We start from the raw sequence: 260 nt of genomic DNA on the forward strand, positions 1-260 counted from the left end.
GAGTGCTTTGCCCGCTTTGCGGGCAAAGACACAAGTACAGTGAACGTCGAAGTAAATTCGCCGCCACTGTGACTGCAGCGACCAACGTTCACTCTATGTAATAGTTAACTACAAGCATCAAATAACCGCTCTAACAGTCTACATACGCGTAGACTGTTAGAGCGGTTATTTGATGTTGCGTCTGACTTCTACTTTAGCACTGAGGTTGTGCCGCTCGCAAAGCGAGCGACACTCTCCGACAAAACAGGGTAACAGTGACG

Source organism: Furfurilactobacillus siliginis, from assembly GCF_001437435.1.
GTDB lineage: Bacteria > Bacillota > Bacilli > Lactobacillales > Lactobacillaceae > Furfurilactobacillus > Furfurilactobacillus siliginis.